The 20,413-nt window shown below is 46.4% G+C and carries 11 protein-coding genes; 2 read left to right on the forward strand and 9 right to left on the reverse strand.

The window, feature by feature from the left end:
• The 5 genes from AAFP14_RS02780 to AAFP14_RS02805 form a co-directional block, all read right to left on the reverse strand.
• On the reverse strand, positions 1-1,465 hold a 1,465-nt coding region (locus tag AAFP14_RS02780), incomplete at its 3' end, for an ABC transporter ATP-binding protein (protein ID WP_341730794.1).
• Between the two features lie 121 nt (positions 1,466-1,586).
• A complete protein-coding gene (locus AAFP14_RS02785; protein WP_341730795.1) occupies positions 1,587-3,638 on the reverse strand; it encodes an ABC transporter ATP-binding/substrate-binding protein in 2,052 nt (683 codons plus the stop codon).
• A 236-nt stretch (positions 3,639-3,874) separates the two neighbouring features.
• The gene (gene ntrB / locus AAFP14_RS02790) at positions 3,875-4,744 is read right to left on the reverse strand and encodes a nitrate ABC transporter permease (RefSeq protein ID WP_341730796.1); all 870 of its coding nucleotides are present in this window, start codon (positions 4,742-4,744) and stop codon (positions 3,875-3,877) included.
• Positions 4,745-4,897: 153 nt separating this feature from the next.
• Complete coding sequence (locus tag AAFP14_RS02795; protein WP_341730797.1) at positions 4,898-6,226, reverse strand: CmpA/NrtA family ABC transporter substrate-binding protein; 1,329 nt, start codon at positions 6,224-6,226, stop codon at positions 4,898-4,900.
• Positions 6,227-6,412: 186 nt separating this feature from the next.
• Complete coding sequence (locus AAFP14_RS02805) at positions 6,413-8,287, reverse strand: ferredoxin--nitrite reductase (protein ID WP_472851018.1); 1,875 nt, start codon at positions 8,285-8,287, stop codon at positions 6,413-6,415.
• 587 nt (positions 8,288-8,874) lie between these two features.
• On the opposite strand from AAFP14_RS02805, the gene AAFP14_RS02810 reads away from it, so the two are divergent.
• Positions 8,875-9,090: a hypothetical protein gene (locus tag AAFP14_RS02810; protein WP_341730798.1), complete on the forward strand. Its 216-nt coding sequence runs from the start codon at positions 8,875-8,877 to the stop codon at positions 9,088-9,090.
• 328 nt (positions 9,091-9,418) lie between these two features.
• On the forward strand, positions 9,419-10,306 hold the full coding sequence (locus tag AAFP14_RS02815) for a PEP-CTERM sorting domain-containing protein (protein ID WP_341730799.1): 888 nt from the start codon (positions 9,419-9,421) through the stop codon (positions 10,304-10,306).
• A gap of 64 nt (positions 10,307-10,370) precedes the next feature.
• On the opposite strand, the gene AAFP14_RS02820 is transcribed toward AAFP14_RS02815, so the two are convergent.
• From AAFP14_RS02820 to AAFP14_RS02835, 4 genes are all read right to left on the reverse strand, one after another.
• Entirely contained in the window at positions 10,371-16,316 is a 5,946-nt protein-coding gene (locus AAFP14_RS02820; protein ID WP_341730800.1) for a clostripain-related cysteine peptidase, read from the reverse strand.
• Between the two features lie 69 nt (positions 16,317-16,385).
• Positions 16,386-16,883, reverse strand: coding sequence for a hypothetical protein (locus tag AAFP14_RS02825; protein WP_341730801.1), 498 nt, complete (start codon positions 16,881-16,883; stop codon positions 16,386-16,388).
• A 151-nt stretch (positions 16,884-17,034) separates the two neighbouring features.
• Positions 17,035-19,674 carry a DUF7948 domain-containing protein gene (locus tag AAFP14_RS02830; RefSeq protein ID WP_341730802.1) on the reverse strand — a complete coding sequence of 880 codons (2,640 nt, stop codon included), beginning with the start codon at positions 19,672-19,674 and terminating at the stop codon, positions 17,035-17,037.
• A gap of 547 nt (positions 19,675-20,221) precedes the next feature.
• On the reverse strand, positions 20,222-20,413 hold a 192-nt coding region (locus AAFP14_RS02835), incomplete at its 5' end, for a hypothetical protein (RefSeq protein WP_341730803.1).

A 20,413-nucleotide genomic window follows, 5' to 3' on the forward strand; every position in this document is an offset into this window, starting at 1 on the left:
GTGCGGTGGTAGCAGCAGCAGTTGGTGCGGTGGTAGCAGCAGCAGTTGGTGCGGTGGTAGCAGCAGCAGTTGGTGCGGTGGTAGCAGCAGCAGTTGGTGCGGTGGTAGCAGCAGCAGTTGGTGCGGTTGTTGCAGCAGCAATTGGTGCGGTTGTAGCAGCAGCAATTGCTGCGGTTGTAGCAGCAGCAATTGGTGCGGTTGTAGCAGCAGCAATTGGTGCGGTTGTTGCAGCAGCAGTTGGTGCGGTTGTTGCAGCAGCAATTGGTGCGGTTGTTGCAGCAGCAGTTGGTGCAGCCGGAGTGGGAGGAGAACTAATTACCGCAGCCGCGGGCGGAGTGGGTGCAGTTTCTGCTAATTTTTCCTTTTCCTCACCAGCAATAGAAGACATATTGACCGCAGCTAAAATACTCATCGCGAATAACCAAGAGACTCCTAGTACAGCGCCTTTGATTCGTGATGCTTCTGAGGGTTCGGAAGCGTGAGGTACAAATTCTGCTGGCGGCAAGGTTCTGGACTTTTCCTGCGGAACAGCGGCGGGTCTGAGGGCTGATTCTGGCAAGGGTGGAAGGGCGGTTTCGGTTTCTTCCTCGCCTTCTGTGTGGGCGTAGCGGGAGAACAAGAACTCTAAAGCAAAGTTCCGCAGTTCGTAGTATTTCGGATCTTCCATGATCCGCGTGCGGTTGCGGGGACGGCTGAAGGGAATGTGCATATCTTCGCCGATTTTAGCGGCTGGGCCGTTGGTCATCATCACGATGCGATCGGATAAAAACAAAGCTTCATCGATATCGTGGGTGATCATGATGACGGTAATTTTGTACTCCCGCCAAATTTTGAGCAATTCTTCTTGCAACTCTTCCCGCGTAATCGGGTCTAGAGCTCCGAAGGGTTCGTCTAAAATCAAGAGTTTGGGGCGAGTAGCTAGGGCGCGGGCGATCGCAACTCTTTGTTTCATCCCCCCGGACAACTGGCCTGGTCTTTTGTTGCTAGCCTCGGTAAGTCCCACCAATTCTAGGTGTTGCTGAACGATCGTGTTGTGTTCCTCTGCTGACTTTTCGGCGTAAACAGTTTCAACGCCGAGGTGGATGTTTTCAGTAGCAGTCAGCCAAGGTAGCAGCGAGTAGTTTTGAAACACTACCATGCGATCGGGTCCAGGTTCAGTAATCCGCGCACCTTCGAGTGCAATCTCTCCTTCTGTCGGCCCGTTGAATCCGGCGATCATGTTGAGCAAAGTAGATTTGCCACAGCCGGAGTGACCGATCAAGCAAATAAATTCGCCTTCATTAATCTGGAGGTTTACACCATCGAGAATTACGGCAGGCCCTTTGGGAGTTTGGTAGACTTTTGATACGTCTTTAATGGACAAAAAGGGTGTCGAAGTTTTGCCGTTGCTAGCTTTAGTTGTTTTTTGATTTGGGAGAGTTTGCATATTTTCAGAATTGGGGTTAGGGTTTTCTGGATTAGGCATAGGAAATGGGATGAAAATAGTGCACGAGTTTTAAGTTGAAGAATTGGAATGGGCATCGGGCCTTTATAGCATCGGTAACAAATAACAAATGACTAATGACTACTGACTACTGACTTCCTGATTATGCTGCGGGCAGTTTGGTTGAACACTGACTGCCTATGGGCTCAATTAAAATTTCTTCAATGCGGACGTTGCGCTTGATTTTGACGTTTTCTAGATACTCGATCGGGTCGTCTAGATTAAAGACACTACCATCAAATAGTTCAATGCTACGACGATCGCGACCCACATCTGGCAAACCTAATTCTCTGACTGCTTGACCAAACACATCCGGCCGCAAAACTCGATCGACTACTTCCACCCAGTTTTTCGGGAATGGAATCATGCCCCACCTGGCCATTTGCGCTGTCACCCAGAGCATTTCTAGGCGATCGGGAAAATTGGTTTTGTCAACGTAGAACTGATTGAAGTTGTAAACCATTTCCGGTTTGGTCGTCGTACCGTTATTGTAAGGGTCGAGGAAGCCCGGACGCACATCTTTCGGGTCAGCACCGATATATTGTTCTTGGCAAATCAATTCTAAGATTTCTTGGCGGTTGCGGCGATCGTCGCAGTAGTCGCAGGCTTCCAAAAGGGCTTTGACGAGGGCGACGTGAGTTTGCGGATATTTCTGAGCCCAATCTTCGCGAACACCCAGGACTTTTTCGATGTGTCCAGGCATAATGTCCAGGGAACGGGCGATGACAAAACCTGTACCGTCGTTGACTGCACGGGAGTTCCAGGGGTCTCCTGAACAATAACCGTCGATGTTGCCTGCTTTTAAATTGGCTACCATCTGTGGGGGCGGAATCACGGTTAAGGCGACATCAAGGTCGGGGTCAATGCCCCCAGCGGCCAGCCAGTAACGGAACAGCAGATTGTGCATCGAGGCGGGGTGTACCATGCCCAAGGTATGAGCTTTATCGGGGGTACTGTCGATCGCGGCTTTCAAATCTTCCAAGGTCCGAATGCCTTGATTGTAAAGGTGTTTGCCTAGAACTATGGCATTGCCGTTGCGGGACAAGGTTAAGGCGCTACAGACGGGGACTGGCATTTCGCCGTCTAAGCCTAGCAGCATGGCGATCGGCATTCCTGCTACCATTTGCGCCGCATCCAGCCGTCCTTGGGCGACTCCTTTAGCGATTTCTTTCCAGCTAGGTTCCCGCACGAGGGTGACTTCTTCCAAACCGTGGGCTTTGAAGAATCCTTTTTCTTGGGCTACTACTAAGGGGGCGCAGTCGGTGAGGGGAATAAAGCCGATATCGAGGTTGATTTTTTCCAAGCCGTTGCGGGACACAACTACCGCTGGGGATTGTTGCTGTGCTGATTTTTGTTGGGCTGCGCGACGCTGTTTGACTCGTTTTTGTTGGTTGAGGAAGTAAACCATTTCGTTACGCAGGGCGTAGTAACTGGGGTGGTTGACTACTTCCATGCGCTTGCGGGGGCGGGGGATGTTGACTTCGAGGATTTGCCCGATTTGCGCTTCCGGGCCGTTGGTTAGCATCACGATGCGATCGCTCAGCAGCAAGGCCTCGTCAACGTCGTGCGTTACCATAACCCCAGTTACTTTGCTTTCTTCGCAAATTTTCATCAACTGGTCTTGCAAACCGCCACGAGTTAAAGCATCCAATGCGCCGAAGGGTTCATCTAGCAACAGCAATTTGGGACGGATGGCTAGGGCGCGGCCGATCGCCACTCGTTGTTTCATCCCCCCAGAAATTTCACTTGGACGTTTGTGGGCGGCGTGTCGCAGTCCGACTAAGGCGATGTGGTGGTCGATAATCAACTCGCGATCGGATGCAGAGATATCTCTATAGATTTCATCCACCGCTAGAGCAATATTTTCGCGGACTGTCAGCCAAGGTAGCAGGGAGTAATTTTGAAACACTACCATGCGATCGGGGCCAGGCTCGCGGACTTCGCGCCCTTCTAGAGTAATCCCGCCCTGACTTGCTTGATCGAGTCCAGCGATGATATTTAACAGTGTCGATTTACCACAACCGGAGTGTCCGATCAAGGAGATAAATTCTCCTTTTTTAATTTTTAGTTCAATGTTTTTGAGCGCGATATATTGCTCACCATTGGGTAAGTTAAATACGCGGTCTACGTGGTCTACTTCAACAAATACTGACATGATTTTTTTAGGGTAATTTTTACAGAGCAGATGCTAATTATTAATTGTTATTTGGGAATTGGTAATTGGTAATAGCTAATTGGTAATAGCTAATTGGTAATAGCTAGTTGGTAATTGGGCATTGGGAATTAATTTACAACTAATTTTTGGCAGTTTTTAGTTTGCAACCATTCCCCATTCCCCATTCCCCATTCCCTATTCCCTATTCCCCATTCCCCATTCCCCATTCCCAAATTCTATTTCTGTTCTTCAGGAACAACTTTGGAGGCGATGAAACCGACAATTCTGTCTAGAATCAAACCGACAATTCCCACATAAAGCACAGCCAGAATCACCGCACTCAGTCGAGAACTGTTGTAAGCATCCCAGATGAAGAAGCCGATGCCAACGCCGCCGACTAACATTTCCGCAGCTACAATCGCCAGCCAAGACAAACCAATACCGATTCTCAAGCCAGTGAAGATGTAAGGAACTGAAGAGGGGAGCAGGATTTTCCAGAAGTATTTTTTGTTAGGCAAGCGCAAGACGCGGGCGACGTTTCTGTAGTCTTGGGGGATTTGTTGAACGCCTACTGTAGTGTTAATTAAAATCGGCCAAATTGCTGTAATTAAAATCACGAAAAGCGCTGAAACTTCGTTAGCTTTCATTCCCAGTGCTTCAAAGGGATTGAACTGTTGAAATACTGCCAGGGCAATGGGCAACCAAGCCAGGGGCGGGATGGTTCTGAATACTTGAAACAGCGGGTCTAAGGCATCGAACATGAGGGAGTTTGTGCCGATGAGGATGCCTAAACCAATGCCAAGCACTGCTGCTAAAGTAAAGCCGATCGCCACCCGTTGCAAGCTGGCTGCAAGTTGCCAAAATAAGCCTTTGTCAGTACCGCCGTTGTCAAAGAAAGGATTGATAATCAAATTCCAGCTTTCTTGGACGGCTTTGATCGGGCCTGGTAACGACGATGAGGCATCGTGACAGAGGATTTGCCAAACTATGAGCAGAACTGCGATCGCCACTAGGGGACGGATAATTTTTTTGCGATTTTTCTGAACTTGATTCAGAATGAAATCTACAGGATTTTTGCTCTTAGAAACAGAGAGATTTGTTGCCATTTTTCTGTTGGGAGTATAGTGAATAATCGATTATTTGTAGATGCTTTGAAATCTCAACCGTGGGAGCTGTTGTCGGTGGAGTTGGGTTTCCCAACTCCCCTCAATTCAAGAATTGGCTAACAATCTACAGTCTACTTGTCAACTGTGCGCTAATTATGCCTTCTTGATTGCCAGACTATTCAAATAGTCTTGTGGCTTATCTGGGTCAAATTTCACGCCATCAAAGAAGGTTTCCACACCGCGAGAAGTGGTAGTGGGAATTTGAGCTGCGGGAACACCAATTGCTGTCGCCGCTGCTTTCCAAATATCCTCGCGGTTAACTTTATCAACTGTGGCTTTGATGTCGGTAGTTGCCGGCATATAACCCCAGCGAATATTTTCGGTAATGAACCAAGCATCGTGACTCTTGTAGGGATAGGAAGCATTGTCCGCCCAGAATTTCATCCCTAGGGTGCTGGCTGGTTCAACTTTACCAGTACCGTAATCAATTTGACCTTTGGAGCGACCGATAATGTCTGCAACTGGCACTTTCAACCACTTATCTTGGGAAATGATTTGACACATTTCATCTTTATTTTCAGGCTTGTCGCACCACTGTTGAGCTTCCAAGACAGCCATGGTAATTGCTTTAGCAGCTTTCGGATTTTTAGTCACCCAATCTGCTCTTAAAGTTAAACATTTTTCAGGATGGTCTTTCCAAAGTTCTCCGGTGACTAAAGCAGTGTATCCGACCTTTTGAGCAACTAGCTGAGCATTCCAAGGTTCGCCTACACAAAAGGCTTCCATGCTCCCGGATTTCATGTTAGCTACCATTTGGGGTGGCGGAACAGGAATTACAGAAACCTCTGTATCTGGATTGATACCACCTGCTGCTAACCAGTAGCGCATCCACAAGTCGTGGGTACCGCCGGGAAAGGTAATAGCAACTTTTTGATTAGCGAGAGCCGTTTTGAGGGGTTTGCTGTCAGTACCTACTTTTAAATCTAGGTATTTTTTGCTGATGGAAATTGCCTGACCATTAGTATTTAACCGTGCCACAATGTTCATCGGCACTGGTTGATTACCTTTGGTAATAGTGCCCAAGGTCATCTGGTAAGGCATGGGGGATAAAATGTGGGCCCCGTCGATACCGCCTTTGTCAGAACCCAGTTCTAAGTTGTCGCGTGTAACTGGCCAAGATGCTTGTTTAGCAACTTGTACGTCTTTCATGCCGTACTTGGCAAATAAGCCTTTTTCTTGGGCAATAATTAAGGGTGCTGAATCAGTTAGAGCAATGAATCCGAGTTTGGCTGCGGTAACTTCCGGGGCGTCGGCGGGGTTGATGCTGACTGCTGGGCTGGGAGTGGCAGAGGAACCGCTAGGGCTGGGACTCCCAGTGCTATTGCTGGTGCTGGAACCGGAACTGCAACCGTGGGCTAGGAGAGTGCCGGCTGCTGTTGCTCCGGCGGTGATGATGAATTTTCTTCTAGAAAGGTTGCTCATGTGTCTTGAATTTTTGGTGTACTTTGAGATTATGTGAGATAAAGGTGTGAGATTTTGTGCGAACTAGGTGCTTGGGAAAGCAAAAATATAGGTTTGAGATTGCTTGACTTTGTTGGCACAGAATCAAATCATTTCCTTTGCAGTGACATCATACTATTTGATAGTCTTGAATATCACATTGTGAGATCAGGCGTCGATCGTGACTTTGCCGATCGCCCGCGCACTACAAGTTAAAATGAACCCTGGTTCTATGTTGCTGAGCGCGTCAAGTTCGCCATCGTAGGCGATATCGCCTTTTAGGAGTTTCTGCTTACAAGTGCCACAACTTCCTGAACGGCAACTGCTGTCGAGTTCGACTCCGGCACGTTCGGCAACATCGAGGATGAACTCGTCTTCGCTGCAAGCAACTTCTTTGCCCGATCGAGCGAAAATGACAGTAGATGTCTGAGGTTTCGCTTCGGGAACCGTTGTTTCCCCCTCGTCAACCGTCAATAGCAATTGTCGGTTTAGAGAAGCTACTTCCCCAGATGCCTTGGGAACCGCCCCGAACTTATCCACTAAGATTTGCATCAGCACTGGTTTGAGGTCTTCGCAGGGAATACTTTTTTGGACACAGCTACCCAAATGAGCATCTTTGCCGACAGTACCTCCCATATAAATGTCAACACCTTCGAGGGTTTTGCCATTCTTGCGAACCTTTGTCCCCATCAGACCGATGTCTGCTACTTGGGGTTGACCGCAGGAATTGGGACAACCAGTCCAGTGAATTCTCACTGGTTTGGGTACTGAGAGTTCGGCTTCCAGTTCCTTAATCATCCCCACCGCACGGCTTTTAGTTTCGATGAGGGCGAAGTTACAAAACTTAGCGCCGGTGCAGGAAACCAAGGCTCGTGTTAGGGGTGCGGGGTCGATGGAAAAACGCTCTAGCAGCGGTTCTTTAACCAAGGATTCAATCCGCGATTCAGGAACGTTGGGAATAATCACGTTTTCTTCGACGGTGAGTCGGAGTTCCCCACTGCCGTAAACCTCGGCAATTCTGGCCAAGTCGAATAAATCCGCTGCTGCAAGTCGGCCGACGGGAACGTGCAAACCTACATACTTTAAACCTGATTGTTTTTGGTCGTAAATGCCAATGTGATCCCGTTTGTCCCAGATGATTTCATCCTTGGGCGCAGCAGGAAGCAAGGTACGGCCTAATTCCTGTTCGACTTGGGCTCGGAATTGTTCGAGGCCCAACTCGTCAATCAGCCACATGAGGCGGGACTTTTGACGATTGGCTCTGGGCCCGCGATCGCGGTACACAGTTAATATAGCTTTGCACAAATCTACAACGTCGCTAGGACTTGCCCAGGCGTTGAGGGGAATGGCGGCTTCGCAGCGTTTGGCGGAGAAGAAACCCCCGACTAAAACATTGAAACCGATGTTGCCGTCTTGATAAGCGGGGACAAAGGCGATGTCGTTAATTTCGGCATGGACTGAGTTGTCACGACAGCCTGCGATCGCAATATTAAATTTTCTCGGTAAATTGGAAAACTGGGGATTACCTTCACCACAGTTGGTAATCATGTCTTGAACTTGATAAGCCAGTTCCCGCGTGTCTATCAGTTCGTCTGCGTCTAAGCCCGCTACTGGCGAACCTGTAATATTTCGCACATTATCCATGCCAGACTGGACGCTGGTCAGGCCAACTTCTTTGAGGCGCTGGAAGATATCTGGCAAGTCTTCGATCAGAATGCCACGTAGTTGTAGGTTTTGTCTGGTAGTGATGTCAGCGCTGCCGTCATCTCCGTAGCGTTGTACAATTTCGGCTAGGGTTCTGGTTTGACTGCTGGTGATGATGCCATTGGGCAAGCGCAGTCGCATCATGAATTTTCCGGGCGTGACCGGCCGAAAGAAGATACCCAACCATTTCAGGCGGTGCTCGCGGTCTGTGGCATCCATTGCTTCCCAGCCGATTTTAGCGAAGTCTTCCAGTTCGGCTTTGAGTGCTAAGCCGTCTTTTTCCACTTTGAGTTTTTCAAATTTGTTTAAGCTGGCTTGGGGTTCTATGGTTTGGGTCATGGGTTTACCCTCGCGGCTGCTTTGTTGGGGGAGCTATTGACTTGGGGCATAAAGTGTGATTTTTCGCTAACCTTAGTGAGTTTACTGATTTAAAACTGTATATCTAGTTACTCGATCGCATTTCTTGTAAGCATCGCTGGCTATCTGTAAATTAGATTTTTACTTGGTGCTGCTGAGACAGCCACGGAACTACTTTGGTAATAGTTGCTACGGATGGTTCCGTCGATCGCCGCCCTTGTGTGCACCTTGGTTGTGAACTAATGTAAAGCCCTTAACTGTAAATATTCGTAGCTATTTTTACAAAATATAGAGTTTTATGAATTTTAAGGCGATTTGCAATGCGTTTTTTGCATGAGTGGGTAAAAATGCCCACGGAGTTCAAAAAAAATTAATAAATCTTTAGATTGGCGTGCACAAAAATATTTTTGTGACATGGATCGTAGTCTCTGGGTTCTCACCATCACACAATTAGAGTGCCTAATGTCACCTACTTTGTATCAAAATATCACCAGATATACGATGTCGTCATCACGAGGGATTTTGGGAGAACCAGGGATGATATATATGTAGAGTTCAATCAACATCTCATGTTTTTCATTCAACTGATTCCCGGCGCTATTTCAGAAATACTTGCTTCTGTGAGCGATACTGGCACTTTGACCATAGCCGATCGCTATGGCTTAATGGCCGCGGTTTTGGACGAATCTCTGGAAGACGAAGACAGAAACTCCCTGAACCGTTTGTTGCGTTCTGTGCTCAAGGGGCGAGTCAAGATCGTTAACGAACTGTCGGCGATTATTTAGAACAGTTGCTTATATCAAGTCCGAGCAAATTACAAGATTACTGAAATATTTTTGTTAAAATTTATACCTGACCCCTAGAAAATATACAAATAAATTCTGGTTTGAGCGCTGTCATATCTTTACCAAAACTTTAAATAAAATGACGATAATCCATGATTTAATTTAAATAATTTCTAGAAGAGTTGACTTTCTAATTTTAAGATTAAATTTAAATATAAAAAATAATTTTATGAACAATACTAACTAATAGTTAATTGTCCGATTAGTAATTTTATAGATAGTTAGCTACATACTATTATCTTCCCACTCATTCCCCAGGAAACATTTAATGAATTCAACTTCTAAAAATTTGAAGCGATGGGTTTACTCAGGCGCTATGTTATTATGTGCAATGGTCGCAGCACAACAACCAAAAGCAGCAGCAGCCACCCTCTCTAATGGCTGGAATTATGCGATCGACTCCTTCAATGATGGTGTGACCGGTCTTCAAATTGGTGGTGGCGAATTTGAATTTTATGGCATCGCCGTCAAAGAAACATCAGATACCGCATTCATTGCCATCAACTCCAATCTCAGCTTAGCAGGATATGCTAACAGCGGTGTCCAAAGAGGCAATATCAATTACGGCGATTTATTTTTCAACTTCTCCGGTCAAGATTTTAACACAGCTAACGCAAAGGGCAACTTATTTGGTATCCGTTTTGCAGAAGGAAACGACTCCGGTGTAGCTACCACAGGAGTTTACAGCAAGGTTACTGCTAAAAGCGTTACTCAAACCAACTCTGGTTTTGCCAATTTAACTTTATTCAACGATCGCGTGAAGTCAGCAGGTGGAACACCATCAATGGGCGATTTATCGGCCACAGACCCATATTTTGAGCAAACAGGTAACTGGACAGTTATGAACTCAATTGATTCGGGTACAAAAGTCGGAGAAATAAATTTTCTCACCCCAGCAACTTTGAGTGTCCTGGGTTTGAATTTTGGTCAGTTTAATGCCCAAGGTTCTCAAAATATTGGATTTAGTTTTAATAAATCCTCAATGCCTTCTGGGAGTTATATTGCTAATTTGTTTGCGGAATGTGCTAATGATGCGATCGCCATTAAAAGCTCTTTTACCAAAGAAGCTTCTGAACCCGTACCAGAACCTTCTACTATGTTCGGTACTTTAGCAGGATTGGGGATTCTAGCAGCCAAACGCAAATTGAAGCGCTAGATTAGCTGTAATTAGAAGCTAGAACCCCGACTTGTTGAATAAGTCGGGGTTCTAACATAATGCTCTAAGCTAGGCTGAAATCAGCAGCATTAATCATGCTGGCTGACACCCCATTCAGAGAGGCTAGAATCTCTCCGGTTGCTGAGAAACGGATGAATGTTGCACTGTTTTCTGGAGTAATTGAGAGTTGGGAGAAAGTCAAGCCACCACTCAATACCAACAAGTCTTTGCCGTCTTCAAAGTCAGTAATAGTATCAATACCGGAATTGGTGGAAAGCAAGAAATTATCATTGCCATTACCTCCTGTTAAACTATCACTGCCCAAACCACCAAACAACACATCATCACCCTTACCTCCCAGCAGAATATCATTGCCATCACCGCCATTCAAACTATCAGCACCGCGGCCGCCAAACAAGGTATCATCACCCGTACCTCCGAGTAAAATATCCCTATCCTTGCCACCGAAAAGACTATCATTCCCCGCGCCACCATCGAGAGAATCATTGCCCCTCATGCCCATCAACACATTATTTGCGCTGTCGCCAGTCAGGAGATCGTCGCTATCTGTGCCGAGAATGCGATCGGGGGAATTGCTGCTCAAATCGGCTTCACCGGTGACTACAGGAACCGCAATCCCAACAGGTAATATGACAGCTTGAATCTTGCTATCTAATGCAGCACCAGTATTGTCAGTAACGAGTTGGGAAATTGTCTTATTGCCCGCGCCAACTGCTTTGAAATCTTGCGTAGTTGCGCCCAAAGTTACTTTTTGGACGCGGGCGACTGCTTCAGGAATTGAAGTTTTTGTGCTGGATACAGCGGTATCAATGCGTTGATTTGCTGTTGCCATTACTGTCGCAGCTTGCGAAGTAATTGAGGTGACTTTTTGACTGTTGAAACTGGGGTCAATCTGCTGGATTTTCGCTGCGGCTTGCTGAATTATGGGTTCTAAAGCGGCTGCGTTACTCAGGTTTAAAACAGTACCGGATTGAATTGGAGTCGTAATTGCACTGACAACAGCCTTGACAATTTCGTTGGTAGTTGCACTGGAAGCACCGTCAATTAAAGCGACTGTTTGGGTGATGAAGTTTTGGACTTTCACCATTGCGGCTAAAGTTGCGACGCCACCTGGTAAATTGTTTTCGGTGGCGGCGATCGGATCTAAGTCAGTAATATCAATTTCAGCGGGAATCGAAAGAGAAGAGTTGACCAGAGATTGCGCTGTCTCCGGTGCAACTCCCTTGTCAATTAAATCTGCGACCAAACTGGTTAACAGCGTCACAACAGTAGCGTAAGGCGGTGCAGTGACAGGCGTTTCCAAAGGCAAACCAGTAGCGGTGTCAGTGCCGCCGAAAGCAACAATATTGCCTTCTTCTGGATCGAGTTCGCCATTTTGATTTTTGTCGAAAGTCTCCAAGGGAATATCGAGTTCGTATTCACCTTTCGGACCAGTTGTTGCGGATGGTTCGCTGGCATCTAGTACGCCATTTTTGTTAGCGTCCAAGAAAACTGTAGCCCCAGCTATATAGCCGTCAATCACAGAACCCAGACCTTGATTGTAAAAATCAAAAAATGCTATATCCGATGCACCGGCAGCATCTTTGGCTGTTACTCGAATCCAGTAGTTGCGATCGCGTGACAAGCTATCATCAACCTTGAAAGTGCGGTTGCTGGCATCGAAAGTCATTCCTATTGGTAGGGAGCTAATGTTGCTCCAACGTGTCGGGACTGGCGATTGCTTCCCGTTGACATATCGCCACTCGAAATCGGTGACACCTTGATACCAATCAGCAGTGTAAGTCAGGGTATCGCCCGGATCGGGGTCAGTGAAAGTGTTGTTTTGAAAAGTAAACTGCAATCTGCCAAAATTCGCACCCGGTTGCAAACTCAAACCTTGTTCCCGGAACGGAACATTTAAGACTGGTGGACGGTTGACTCCAAGACTTTGCCACTTTTTAAGAAACTCATCCCATTGAGTGTCATCAGCAAAATCTATAATCGTGCTGTTGTAATCTGGGTTTAAAGCTTCACCGCGAGATTGCAAATAAATTGACAGACCAGTTCCACCATTCGACGGACTTGAATGATTTTTGATAATTGCCCCAGAATAAGCATTAAGAGCTGTTTGAGCTGTTGTGCGAATGTTACCGGATATTGTAGAGTCGCCAGCAACATTGGCAAGAAACTTTCCCAAGTCGCGGTAATTCGAGTAATAAAAGTATGGGGAATTGTTGCGGTGTACCTGCAATTTACCGATATCTCCTGTTGTGGCACCAGTCAAGATCGCGGTTGCGAGTTGACTCATTGCTGCTGATAAATTGTTGACCTTAGATAAGTCGATCGCTGATTGCGTCTCGCCACCGCCATAAGACGCGCCGTAGTTAGTGACGATCGCGCTACCGAGTTGAGCGGGCCCCCAAGTAGGATTGGCTTTGAGCTGAGATAAAATCGGGTCGTAAGGCCAACCATCTCCCGGTTCTAGCTGCTGAGAACCAACAAAAACCGAGGCCTCATCTTTAACCTGGTGGGCAACTTCTAGCATCGCCATCAGACAGGCATCGAAGCCAATCAGATCCATGTTTTTAGGCACTCCAGCTAAAGCAGCCCCCACCTCGCGGTTTTCCAGGTAGTCGCCTGACTGATAATCGTGAGCAACTCCCCTGGTTGTTGTCGCACCGCGCCAACCGTCGCCGTGATCCCAAACCACGATCGCGTACTTGTCTGCGGGATAGTTAGCTATACCCCAGTTGAGAAAGTTTTTGAGGTTATTGGGGTCTCCCATGTTGGCTTCGCCAATACTGGTTCCCCACTTGGAGTTTGGCAAGTCTCCAGCCTTGATTAACCCCTGGCGAGTGTCTGTCCAGTTGTCGTAGCTCGAATCATATTCAGGGGTGCGATCGAATTGCACGACAATATTGACATCGCTGTTAGAACCAACGGATGACATTTCCAAGAAGTCTTTGATGCCGTAGGGTTCTAAGTTGTTATCAGCAGCCATGTAAACCATAAAAGTCCACTTAGCTGTTGCGCGCGTTGGTTCCTCGCTTGGTGTCGGAGTCGGTAAAGTTGGTGTTGGTGTTGGGGTGGGAGGAGTTGGGGTGGGAGGTGTTGGTGTTGGAGGTGTTGGGGTGGGAGGTGTTGGTGTTGGAGGTGTTGGTGTTGGAGGTGTTGGGGTGGGAGGTGTTGGTGTTGGAGGTGTTGGTGTTGGTGTTGGAGTTGGAGGTGTTGGAGTTGGGGCGGTGTCGTTATCAGTAATGGCGACATTAACAGGCGAAATTACGATGCTGTTATATTTAACATCGGTACTGGTAGCATTATGGTCGATCGCCTCGCTGTGATTCCCTTCAACAACAGCATCGTCAGTCGCAGTCACAGTGACTGTTTTGGCAATATTCCAGTTAGTGCTGTCGAAAGTAACAGAGGCGATCGCACTTATTTGATTCCCCCCGTCAAAACTGATGGTAACAGGTGCTGTTGGCTGCGAATTTAGCTTGAGTGTATAACTCCCTGTGGCACCGCCTTCTGTAGCAGTAGTGCTCGCAGGATTGATGGAAACGCCTGCTGTATCCTTGTCGCTGTTAGTGACGCTAACATCAGCTAGATTGATGTTGTTGTAATTGCTGTCTGTGCTCTTGGCAGTGGTGACAATCTTGTAAGCTATATCTCCGTCTGCTACACTGTCGTCAACACCTGTAACTGTGACTGTTTGTGACTGATTCCAGTTAATAGGAGTGAAAGTCAGGCTTGGTTGAGAAAGTTTTCCTTCTGCGGGATTGGAACTGCTAAGTGCGATCGCCACTGGTGCAGTTGGTTGTGTGTTGAGGACAATGCTGAAATTAGCAGTGTCGCCTGCTTCTGTGGTGGTTAATCCTGCGATCGGATTAACGGTGATACCAGGAGTTTCGTTATCGGTATTTGTGACGCTGACATCGGCGGGATTGAGATTATTGTAATTAGTGTCGGTACTGACAGCCGCAGCAGTAACAATATTGTAAGTTTTATTGCCATCAGCAATGCTGTCGTCAACACCAGTCACCTTTACTGTTTGCAGTGCATTCCAGTTAGCGGGCGTGAAAGTTAAACTATTGTTAGAAACTGTTCCTTCTGCGGTATTGGAACTACTTAAGCCAAGAGTAACGTTAGCAGTAGGTTGGCTTTTAAGTTTAACGGTAAATGTAGCAGTGCCTCCTGTTTCTGTTGTGGAAAGTCCGCTGACAGGATTGATAGTAAAGCCTGCACTGTCATCGTTAGTAATAGTAGTGCTAGCAGTAGCAGTAGTAATTGCAGGTGCTGGGCCTGGTGCAACAGGATTTGATAAAGTAACGGTGATAGTTTCGTCAGGTTCGATCGCGCTATCCCCTAAAACATCCAGAGTTATAGTTCTGGATGTCTGGCTAGCACCAAAATTAATCGTACCAGTCGTGCCAGTAGCCCCAGAAGTGCCACCGATGTTGTTGTAATCGCTGACGTTTGTAGCAGTTCCTCCAATGGCATAATTTACGCTGCTAGCGGCATTGATTCCGCCACTGCGAGTCACCGTAAAAGTAACAGAAGTTTTGCCGGAGTTGCCTTCGGCGATGGTGGCGGAACCTGCCGCAATGGCGTAAGTTATGGCATCGTTAGCCGCAATAGTTAGTGTTGTTTGCTTTGTTGTACCTGCAATCCCATCAGTAATTGTGCCAAAGTTGAACACCGCTGTTTCGGCATTTTCTGGGATATTGTCAGCTTTGACAGTGACTCCAATATTCTGAGTTAAGGTGTTAGTACCTGCACTGAAGGTGAGAGTCGTCGGTGAAAAAGTGTAGTCTGAAGTTTGGGTGGCACTGCTGCTGGGGTTAAGTGCGATCGCAACTGTCAAATCTTTAATGGGACTGCTACTGACAGTAACTGGAATATTAACAATAGTATCCGCGTTGCCTTCTGTAGCGCTGTAGGCAGCAGCACCGAAATTCACTACAGGCGTATTGTTGAGCAAAACCGAGACGCTGTTATCGTTTGCCCCATAGTTCGCTGTCGCTAAGTCTATCTTGCCGTCAGCATTAAAGTCCCCAACAGCAACGGAATAGGGTGTCGCCCCCGCAAAGTTGGCCGCCACACTAAAATTGCCCGCGCCATTTCCCAACAAAATGGAGACATTTTTAGCACCATAGTTCGCTACAGCTAAGTCTGACTGGTTATCGCTGTTAAAGTCTCCAACTGTAACAGAAGACGGATTTGTCCCCACATTAAAGTTAGTAGCAGCCCCAAAACTGCCTGTCCCTGTTCCTAACAGGATCGATACATTATTCGATTGACTGTTTGCTACAGCTAAGTCTGACTTATTATCGCTGTTAAAGTCTCCAACTGTAACAGAAGACGGATTTGTCCCCACATTAAAGTTAGTAAGAAACCCAAAACTGCCTGTCCCTGTCCCCAACAGGATCGATAGGTTGTTAGAGTCGTAGTTTGCCGTAGCTAGGTCTAGTTTGCCGTCAGCATTAAAGTCTCCCGCGACGACTGACTGCGGATTTGTCCCCACATTAAAGTTAGTAGCAAACCCAAAACTGCCCGTACCCGTCCCCAACAGGATGGATACATTGCCAGCAGTGTTTGCCGTAGCTAAATCTGGCTTGCCGTCGCTGTTAAAGTCCCCCACAGCTACAGAAGAAGGACGATATGCCCCCGTGTCAAATCTGGTGCCGGTGCCAAAGCTGCCTGTGCCATTTCCCAACAGGATGGTTACCCCATAAGACGGAAATTCCCCTCCGCTAGCCCACGGTGCAACTATATCGAGGTTGCCGTCGCTGTTAAAGTCTCCCACGCCCAGGGAGTCGGGGCTAGCCCCGGCGTTAAAGTTGACAGCAGTGCCAAAGCTGCCTGTGCCATTTCCCAACAGAATGGAGACGTTGGCACCGGAACCGTTAGATGTGGCAATATCTGGCTTGCCGTCTTTGTTAAAGTCTCCGACAACAACGGAATTGGGCAATGTGCCGACAGGAAAGTTGGTTGCGGTACTGAATGTAGACATGATTTATTTACCTCTTAATTGACAAGTAATTTTTGATTTTTGGAGTTGTGAAACTGATGCAAATCACACCTAATTTGGTGGCATCAGTATCCCGACGATCGCAAGTACAGTCAGGCTGCCTCCCACAGCGATAGTTACTATATTCCATACCGAAAATCGATCGTTAGGATTGTGGTTTGGTGCTACTAAACCATTCAGTTCATTCACAATCTCTTGAACTGGAAGCAAAACTATTACAGAGAAAAAACTCACTAGCAAGTATGGTTTTGGCAGTCTGGCACACAGCGCCATCCCAATCCAAGCAACAGTCAGCAAGAATGGACTAAAGTTGGCATCTATACCGCGCATTTTTGCCCTATTTCTAATCTTCGTAATTAAGGAATAACAAAAAAGGCCGTTGAAAACAGCTCTCCAAAATGGGCTAATGTTGCTTCCTGTTGCGGCTTTGAATAGCTGCCAGTTTTTGTAACACCAAAAAATTTGATAGAGTCCGAAGGTTACTAGGGACATCACGAATAACTTGAAACGAGAAACAGGAAAAAAGATTGGTTGTGAGTTTTCGTACATATCAAAAACCTCCTGGGTGGATAAACTACGGACTTACGCACGTTACGCATGGGTGGTCAGAAACCGGGTTTTTACGAAGAACTTTTATTACAGCCATAGAATCGGGCAAAAACCCGGTTTATTTGGTATTTATGCGTCAGTCATGCTCCTATTAGCTTGAGTTGAAATTGGTGGCATTAATCGCACTTGCCGTCACCCCATTCAGAGATGCTAAAATCTCTCCGGTTGCTGACAAGCGGATGAAAGTTGCACTGTTTTCTTGAGTAATTGACAATTGCGAGAAAGTCAGCCCGCTACCCAAGACTAATAAGTCTTGTCCGACTTCAAAGTCACTAATAATATCAATGCCGGAATTGGTGGATAATAAAAAGCGATCGCTCCCCAAACCTCCGATCAAAGTATCATCTCCCAAGCCGCCACTGAGGAAATCATTGCCATCACCGCCATTGAGCAGATCGTTACCCAGATTTCCAAACAGGATATCGTCATTGCTATTACCCAACAAAGTATCATTATCCTTGCCGCCATAAATAGTATCATTCCCCCAACCGCCGTCAAATAAATCATTGCCGCGTCGGGCGCTCATGAAATCGTTATTGCTGCCGGCAGTGAAAGTGTCATTGTCATTTGTGCCGATAATTGAATTGCCACCGCCTTCCATCGCACTCGTGTTAATAGGAGTAATGATAACGGCTGGGTTGTTATCAATAATCTTTACTTGTGGCTCCCCAGGAATTAGTTTAGCAATAAAAATATCATAGTCATCTCCTTTTTTTGCCACCTGCAAAGGATTTACTATTGGGAAATTAGTAGAAGTAGTATCTCCAGCCACATAAACAGCACCAAAAGTATCCACCGCAATAGCACGACCGTAATCGTTGCCGCTGCCGCCGAGATAAGTAGAATCAACTAAAGCAGAACCCGATGAATTGATTTTTGTGACAAAAGCATCTTCACCGCCACCACTGACACTTTGAATAGCATTATTAGTGGGGAAATTAGTCGAAGTCGTTACCCCCACCACATAAACATTATTCCCACTGTCTACAGTAACGCCATTGCCAATATCATCTGCGCTGCCTCCCAAATAAGTTGAATAGATCAAAGAGTTACCGCCAGAACTCACCTTACTGACAAAAGCATCATAAGTACCACCTGCATTAGCTTCTTGAATTGGACTAGCTGTAGGAAAATTAGTTGAAGAGGTAAATCCCACAATATAGGCATTTTCAGCACTATCCACAGCGATATCAGTACCTAAGTCAGAGTCACTGCCACCTAAATATGTGGAATAAATACGTGTACCATTCGCATCAAATTTAGCGACAAAAGCATCAGCTTTACCTCCTATTGTATTCTGAAGAGGATCGTTTACCGGGAAGTCAGTCGAATAGGTAGTTCCCGTGACGAAGGCATTACCTGCGCTGTCTACTGCAATATCTCCAGCATCCTCAAATTCGCTACCGCCCAAGTAGGTTGAATAAATTAAACCACTGCCAGTTGGATTAACTTTAGTAATAAACACATCAAACAAGCTTCCTCTTGTAGGCTGGGATGCACCGGGAGTTATACGGTAATCGTTGTCCGTGTCTCCGGTAACATAAGCATTCCCCTCACTATCTACAGCAATGCCTTTGCCATTACTATTGCCGCTAAGACCTAAAATACTAGAATAAACTAGAGCATTTCCAGTTGCATTCAGTTTAGTAACAGAGGCGAGATTAGCAAAAACCGGATCTTTTTCAGAAGTTATGTTAGGTTGAAGAGCGCCAGTCGTAGTTGGAAAAGGCGACCCAAATACTCCTACTCTAATTTCGACTTGTCCGGCTAAGTAAGCATTACCTTGAGTGTCTACCGCAATCGCCCGACCTAAATCTTCACCAGAACCACCAATATAAGTAGAGTAAACTAATGCCGTTCCTTCGGGGTTAATTTTGGTAATGAAGAAATCTTCTTGATACTCTGCCGCCGTTGTTTGGTAAGCACCAGGAGTAGTAGGAAATTCGTCGTCATTAGTAACACTACCGTTAAAAGTAGTTCCAATAATGTAAGCCGCACCGGCGCTATCTACGGCTATGTTGTTTGCCTGGTCATAGCGACTGCCGCCTAAATAAGTCGAGTAAGCTAAAACCGGATCGATAACTAGGGGTTGAGTGCGATCGAACTCTCCCAAACTAAAATTAACTTGATTATTTCCTAATAAATTGTAAGCTGCGGGAACATTCACCCGCTGTCCGTTGATATCTTGATAAACTATCGGTGCGTTATCAATTAATTCGCCTAGGGGTGTCTCTAAAATCAGTGCGCCGTCGTCACGCAACCGGATGTTATTAACACCACTATAGTTCATCTTAATTTGACTCGGATCGGCAAAAGGTGCAACCAAAAACTCGCTTTTAAGTTGTCCTTCCGTGCCTTTGAAAATGCGATCGATTCCTTGATAAACGTTCTGATAAACAACGCCGTTAAAAGTAGGAACGTCTGTGTGCCATTGACTGGAATCTTCGCCTAAAATAAAGTTAGCAAATCCGGGCAATTTGTCCAGCCCGGAAATTGTCGGATTCGGGTTGCTGTTGGCTAAGCTGCTGCGGACAGTTGCAGAATTTGTGGATTGATTCCCCGGTTCAGTTGGTTGTTGGAAAGCGGTAAAGGTGATTTCGTTGGGAGTGAAAAAGATGCTGTGACCGGCACCTTTTACTTGGAATTTCACATTAGGGTCAGTTTGTCCAGCATTTGCAATAAAACTTAAGGGGATTTGACCGTAAGATCCTGGTTGATTTTGAGAATTCATGGCTGATACCCCTGGTTTTTATTATGTCAGTAAGTCTACATAAGCACCAGCTCGGCTGTATAGTAAATTCTTGCTAAAAATTTACTAAAAATACAATTTTCTTGCGAAATTTCTCGGAGTTTGATGAATAATTGTAACAATGGTTGTGGGTGCGATCCGTAAGTTTGAAAGTCCGAGGGTTCGCCAGGGGTTAAAACGCCTGTTTCAGAGTTTGCCAGTTCGATTTTTTGCCAGTCCGATTTTTCGATGGTCCGACAGTTCGATTTTTCGCCAGCCCCAGAGTCCGCCAGGGGTTAAAAACCCCTGTCGAGAGAGCAAAAGTCCTCTCAAAGAGGACTGGTATCGATCGTAATTAAATTCGATTTCCCAGTCGGTTTCAACCGACTTTTGCTATGAGGCAGGGGTTTAAACCCCTGCCGGACTTGTGGGTGAATGCGAAAACTTTTGAATGCGAAAGATTGTGGGTAAGTCCGATATTCCGCCAGGGGTTGAAAACCCCTGTCTCATAGCGCAAGTCCTCTGAAAGAGGACTAAGATCGATCGTAATTTAATTGGATTTGTCAGTCGGTTTTAACCGAATTTTGCTCTCTCGACGGGGAATTGATTCCCAGGCGGACTTGTGGGTGAATGCGAAAACTTTTGAATGCGAAAGATTGTGGGTAAGTCCGATATTCCGCCAGGGGTTGAAAACCCCTGTCTCATAGCGCAAGTCCTCTGAAAGAGGACTAAGATCGATCGT

Origin of the sequence: Microcoleus sp. EPA2 (genome assembly GCA_020882975.1) — a bacterium.
Lineage (GTDB): Bacteria > Cyanobacteriota > Cyanobacteriia > Cyanobacteriales > Microcoleaceae > Microcoleus.